The sequence below is a fragment of the Candidatus Neomarinimicrobiota bacterium genome, assembly GCA_034716895.1.
In the GTDB taxonomy this organism is placed as follows: domain Bacteria; phylum Fidelibacterota; class UBA8477; order UBA8477; family JABMPR01; genus JABMPR01.
Window position 1 is genome coordinate 1 of record JAYEKW010000173.1, and the last position, 6123, is coordinate 6123.

The 6123-nt window shown below is 43.9% G+C and carries 7 protein-coding genes; all 7 read left to right on the plus strand.

Annotated elements, in window-relative coordinates:
* On the plus strand, positions 1-199 hold a 199-nt coding region (locus tag U9Q77_10910), incomplete at its 5' end, for a hypothetical protein (GenBank protein ID MEA3287866.1).
* A gap of 670 nt (positions 200-869) precedes the next feature.
* Entirely contained in the window at positions 870-1361 is a 492-nt protein-coding gene (locus tag U9Q77_10915) for a hypothetical protein (GenBank protein ID MEA3287867.1), read from the plus strand.
* A 339-nt stretch (positions 1362-1700) separates the two neighbouring features.
* Positions 1701-2723, plus strand: coding sequence for an NAD-dependent epimerase/dehydratase family protein (locus tag U9Q77_10920; GenBank protein ID MEA3287868.1), 1023 nt, complete (start codon positions 1701-1703; stop codon positions 2721-2723).
* A complete protein-coding gene (kbl, locus tag U9Q77_10925) occupies positions 2710-3891 on the plus strand; it encodes a glycine C-acetyltransferase (GenBank protein MEA3287869.1) in 1182 nt (393 codons plus the stop codon). The genes U9Q77_10920 and kbl overlap by 14 nt, the downstream gene beginning before the upstream one ends.
* Before the next feature lie 177 nt (positions 3892-4068).
* Positions 4069-4566 (plus strand): histidine phosphatase family protein, encoded by a 498-nt coding sequence (locus tag U9Q77_10930; GenBank protein MEA3287870.1) that lies wholly within the window; start codon positions 4069-4071, stop codon positions 4564-4566.
* A gap of 6 nt (positions 4567-4572) precedes the next feature.
* Positions 4573-5538 (plus strand): exopolyphosphatase, encoded by a 966-nt coding sequence (locus U9Q77_10935; protein ID MEA3287871.1) that lies wholly within the window; start codon positions 4573-4575, stop codon positions 5536-5538.
* 131 nt (positions 5539-5669) lie between these two features.
* A partial coding sequence (locus U9Q77_10940) for a transposase (GenBank protein MEA3287872.1) occupies positions 5670-6123 on the plus strand: 454 nt, incomplete at its 3' end.

Below are 6123 nucleotides of genomic sequence, written 5' to 3' on the forward strand. Positions count from 1 at the left end.
CTTTGAAACCACCCTGAGAACCTTTGCAGACGGCTCCTACTACTCCATGGAAATCCCACCAGGTAGCTATGAATGCTGGGTTGATGATTCCCAATTAGAATTCCTGGGCATGCAATCCAGCCCAGAAAAGCGATACTTCACGGTAAAAGCCAGTGCTGAAGGTGACTTTGTTGAAAAGCTGGATTTTCTATTGGAATGATCAATCTAAAAGCGAACCGCGAATTTCGCGAATTTCACAAATTTTGAAAAGCCAGTGTATTCCTCCTGCTTTATTGCTGTTTGCTTGGTGAAGCGTTGGTATGGTGGCAAGAATTCACCCTCCCTTGGGAGGGTCGGATCGTGCAACGATCAGGGGAGGGTTGATCATTAGGCACGTAGCCTGGATTTGATGGCTGTAGGCTTGGGCTTAATGCCAAGCCAGGCGCCCCCCTCTGTCCTCCCGTCTTCTTTTCTATGAAATTACGCCGTGGCAGGTCGGACATCTCCCCCGGAGGGGGAGAGTATTCTTGCTGTTACATTGCTGTTTGCTTGGTGAAGTGTTGGTATGGTGGCAAGAATTCACCCTCCCTTGGGAGGGTCGGATCGTGCAACGATCCGGGGAGGGGAAGTCCTCGGGTATAAAACCTATGTTCATTACTTGGGCTTAACCCCCCCCTCTGTTCTCCCATGCTGCTTGAAAGGATCAATATTTTTATTAAATACATCAATTTGTGTGAATCTGTGGATAAAAACATTCATACACTGGTACAGTTTCTGCTTTTCCCTTGACTTGGCTGAGACAAACCCTATTTTCCCAAAAATTGGACAAGTACGGCAGATTGCAACAGCAAGTTTTCAAATTAGGATTTTTCACTTACAAGGGGCTTCAAATGAACAGACTAGTTACTATGACAATTGTACTTAGCGCACTGATCCTGGGATCATGCTCAACCATGAGCTTTATTCCCACTGAAGGTGGTGCAGCAAAATTCAACCTGGCAACTGTTGACTATGTTCAGGCACATGGCGAAATCCAAAAGGCTGAGCTGATTGCGGAGATGACAGCCAATATCTCTACGATTCTTGATACCCTTTTAATGGAGGATCGAGCAGCTCTGGTGGATTTGGCACTTCACCTCGATTCTTTGAGTAATGCTATTGACATATTTGCCAGTCGGATAGATTCTTCTGAGATCGGTCTTGACAAATCTCTGGGCATTATGTCTAAGGAGCTTACTACTGTTAAGACCAACGCCAGCAGCACCCGCATGGTGATCCGTCGTATCAATGATAACATTGATGCGCTACCAGTCAAAGCTCTGGAAACCTTCAATGAAGCCATCAATGAATATCTGAATAAGGACGAAGCTGTCACCGAATAAAGTCTTCTAACCTTTGTTTCACTATCTAAAAGTCCCCTATGCTAATCTTAGCCGGGGACTTTTTATATTTAACCCGCTTTATTAAAAATTTGACGAAACCGCTAGAAGTATCTGAGAATTCATAAAATGTGCCCTAAAACCATTAAATACAACCACATATAGTGAATAAGCCTAAAACCATATATAACAACACATCGCGTCATTTCGATGAACTCAATACAACGCTCTGCGCGCTCTGCGAGGGGTCGTTTTTGCGAGACCATCAAAATTTGGCACCCGAAGTTTGTTCTGAGTAAAGCCAAAGGATACACTTTGCAATAAAAATATTTTGGAGAATCAATGCGTAAAACTGTCATTCTTATCACGGGAGTAAACGGAGAGATCGGTCATGGGTTGGTGCGCTCTTTACATAAAGAGGGGATTGCCAATTTGATTGGTGTCGATTTGAGTATGCCGGATGAATTTGTGCAGGAGCGTACTCAGGATTGTCTGGTGGGGAATATTCTGGATAAGAATCTGCTGGATCGGATCAATGCCCAATATGAGATCGAAGCTATTTACCATATGGCAGCTTTGCTCAGCACACGAGCAGAATTTTCACCGGTAATTGCGCATGAAGTTAATGTGGATGGTACTCTCAACCTGTTGGATCTGGCCATGGAGCAGGCTCAAAGTCGTGGGAAGTCGGTAAAATTCTTTTTCCCAAGTTCTATTGCTGTATACGGTTTGCCATCGCTGAATGAGAAATTTGAAGCGGGTGCCATCCATGAAGATGATTACCGCTATCCACAAACTATGTATGGTTGCAATAAATTGTATTGTGAAAGTCTGGGAGATTATTACAGCCATTATTTTAAGCGTCTGTCTGCCAACGATTCCAGTGGTCTGGTTGATTTTCGGGCCATTCGTTTTCCGGGGATAATCAGCGCTCAAACCTTACCCGCCGGCGGTACCAGTGACTATGCACCGGAGATGATCCATGCTGCTGCAAAAGGGGAGCATTACGATTGTTTTGTTCGTGAGGATGCTACTATTCCATTTATGACCATGACCGATGCCATTCTTTCTATTGAAATGCTCATGGCCGCTCCTCAGGACGCCCTGACCCAGACCGTCTACAACATTAAAGCTTTTAACCCTTCGGCCGGAGAATTCTTCGCCAAACTAAAGGAGTATTACCCAGAGGCAGATATCAAATTTGTGATCAATGACAATCGTCAATCCATAATCGATAGTTGGCCTGCAGACATAAATGATGATCAAGCTCGCCATGATTGGGGCTGGTCGGCTATTCATAATTTGAGCAAGGCTTTTTCAGACTATTTAATTCCCGAGATCAGGAGTCGTTATGAACACAACTAAAGAACGTTTAAATCAAGAACTGAGTGAGATCAAATCGGCTGGCCTGTATAAAGCAGAACGTGTTATCGAGTCCCAGCAGAGCGCTGAAATCCAGGTAGCTGGAACGTCAGTATTAAATTTTTGTGCCAATAATTATCTTGGCCTCTCAAATCATCCCACTCTCATCAAAGCTGCTCAGGATGGATTGGAAAAATGGGGCTTTGGTCTTAGCTCGGTCCGGTTTATTTGTGGTACCCAGAGTATCCACAAACAATTGGAAGCCAAGGTCGCCACATTTCTGGGAATGGATGATGCCATCCTGTATTCCTCCTGTTTTGATGCCAATGGTGGCTTGTTTGAAACTATTCTCGGTCCTGAAGATGCCATAATCTCAGATCAATTGAACCATGCCTCCATCATTGATGGCGTAAGGTTGTGCAAGGCCAAGCGTTACCGTTATGCGAATAGCAATATGGAAGAACTGGAAGCCATCCTGAAAGAAACCCAGAGTGCTCGTACCCGGTTGATCGCCACTGATGGCATTTTTTCAATGGATGGTTATGTAGCCAAAATTGATGAGATCTGTGATCTGGCTGATAAATATGATGCTCTGGTCCATGTTGATGATTCTCATGCTACAGGATTTTTCGGCCCTACCGGTCGCGGTTCTTATGAATTTCGGGGAGCCATGGGTCGTGTGGATATTATTACCTCAACTCTGGGTAAAGCCATGGGAGGAGCCAGCGGTGGCTTTACAGCTGCCCGTCAGGAAATAGTAGATATGTTGCGTCAGCGTTCCCGACCCTATTTATTCAGCAATACATTGGCACCAGCCATCACTGCAGCCAGTATTGCAGTTATTGACCTCTTATCAGAAACACCTGATCTGAGGGAGCAGCTCGTAAAAAATACTGAATATTTCCGACAAAAAATTACAGATGCAGGTTTTGACATAAAGGCTGGTGAACATCCCATTGTCCCCATTATGCTGGGGGATGCGAAACTAGCCCAGGATATGGCTGCTGCCATGTTGGAGTTGGGTATCTATGTGATAGGCTTTTCATTTCCGGTGGTTCCCAAGGGTGAAGCCCGGATTCGCGTACAGATCAGTGCAGCCCACACCCGCGAGCATTTGGATAAGGCCATCAATGCTTTTATTACTGTGGGAAAAAAATTCGGAGTCATATAGACAGACATCATATTTTATGATTATGTAGAGACGTAGCATGCTACGTCTCTACAGTCCCCATTTTTCCATATCTGTCCAATAGTTGTTTTAACCCTTTTCTGTAAAGCAAATTTGTTTTTCCTACCAAACCCAATCAATTTATACTATGTTTTGCCATTCAATATGAGGTGACAGGACATGAAAAAACTATATATCGTTCGCCATTCCAAAGCGGTTGAATATGCCGAGGACAATTCGGATTTTAATCGTTGTCTGGCTGATTACGGGGTTGAGAAAGCCACGCTCATTTCCAGGCATCTGTCCCAAAAATTGGAACAGGTTGACCTCATACTATCCAGCCCGGCCTGTCGCGCTTATGAGACCGCCAAAATATTTGCCACAGCGCTAAACTATGATGAATCTGAAATCATATTGAAAGAGCCCCTATATCATTTTGGTGGTATAGAAAGAGCCATGCAAATCATCGCCGCAGTGGATCAAAATGTAAATACGCTCATGTTGTTCGGGCATAATCCAACCTTTAATGCTCTGGCCTGGCATTTATGTGATAAATTTCGTGATGCCATGCCAACATCCGCAGTTGTTGGAATCGAGTTTAAGGTGAAATCCTGGTCACAGATAGTGGGCAAAAGAGGCTCAATTCTCCATTATTTAACTAAAAAAAATCTGAAATAAATCTAAATGCCAAAGAACACTAAAAAATTCCGGGTTGAGAAACGAGATCCCAGGGAGAGTTGGATTCCTGATTCCAGCATACCCTACGCGGCCATCGATATTGGTTCTAATGGCGTGCGCTTGTTGTTATCAAGAGTCATGACTTCAGGCGAATACTGTGTTTTCACCAAAGAATCTTTGGTGAGGATGCCCATCCGGCTGGGGGAGGATGTCTTTTCTCAAGGACAGATATCAGAAGAAAAGGCGGACCAGCTGGTTTCCACAATGACTGCCTTTGCCCACCTTTTAAAAGCCTATAAACCTGAAGATTATCTAGCGTACGCAACCTCAGCCATGCGCGAAGCGTCCAATGGGAAGCAAATATGTAAGAGAATTCGTCAGGAGAGTGGCCTGAATCTTGAAATCATCAATGGTGGCCAGGAAGCAGAAGTTATTTTCGCCTCACATATTGCTGAATCGATGCAGCCAGACCGTGCCTATCTGTACATTGATGTTGGAGGGGGGAGCACAGAATTAACCTTTTTTGCCCAGGGTCAGCGACTCATTTCAAAATCATTCCCCATCGGAACCGTTCGGCTTCTAAATAAACAGGTGGAAAGCTCAAGTTGGACCGATATGCAGTCCTGGGTAGACCTGCATCAACCGGAGGATTTGGAACTGGAAGCAATAGGATCCGGGGGCAATATGAATAAGATGTTCCGTTTGGCAAATAAGGCTTCCGGAAAACCCATCGCATTTACTGAATTGATAGAGATAGACGCGCTGTTGAATAGTTATTCAATGGAAGAACGGATACGAATTATGCATCTCCGTCCAGATCGAGCCGATGTCATTGTGCATGCCTCAAAAATATTTCGCACCATCATGGAGTGGGGTAATATTAAAAACATATACGTGCCCCAATTTGGTTTGGCAGATGGATTGGTTCACCTCATGCACGATGAATATGCACGAAAACAGAAAAATAATTAGATATTGATGATCCGCACTGATGAACTACATAATAACGGACGAATTGTACCCAGAGATGCATCAAAATAACCATAAGTTTAGGTAGATTAGTGGGATTATTCATCAATAAATACCGGACAGAATCAACCCGATTGCAGAATTGGGATTATTCTTGGGATGGAAAATATTTCATTACCATCTGCACCAAAAACCGCCGACCCTATTTTGGTGATATAGAATTCGGGAAAATGATTTTAAACGATATTGGAAAATTGGCATACCGGAATTGGTCCAGTATTCCAGATCATTTTCCATTCGTATATTTGGGTGAATTTGTTGTGATGCCAAATCATATCCACGGAATTATCGAAATCGCCAAACCATATTTTGATGGGGTCGCTAATAACAATTTTATGGATAATGATAATACAACGGTAGAGACAAGGCATGCCTTGTCTCAACAACCACCGTTATCAGGACAACAACCACCGTTATCAGGACAACAACCACCGTTATCAGGACAACAACCACCGTTATCAGGACAACAACCACCGTTATCAGGACAACAACCACCGTTATCAGGACAACAACCACCGTTATCAGGAC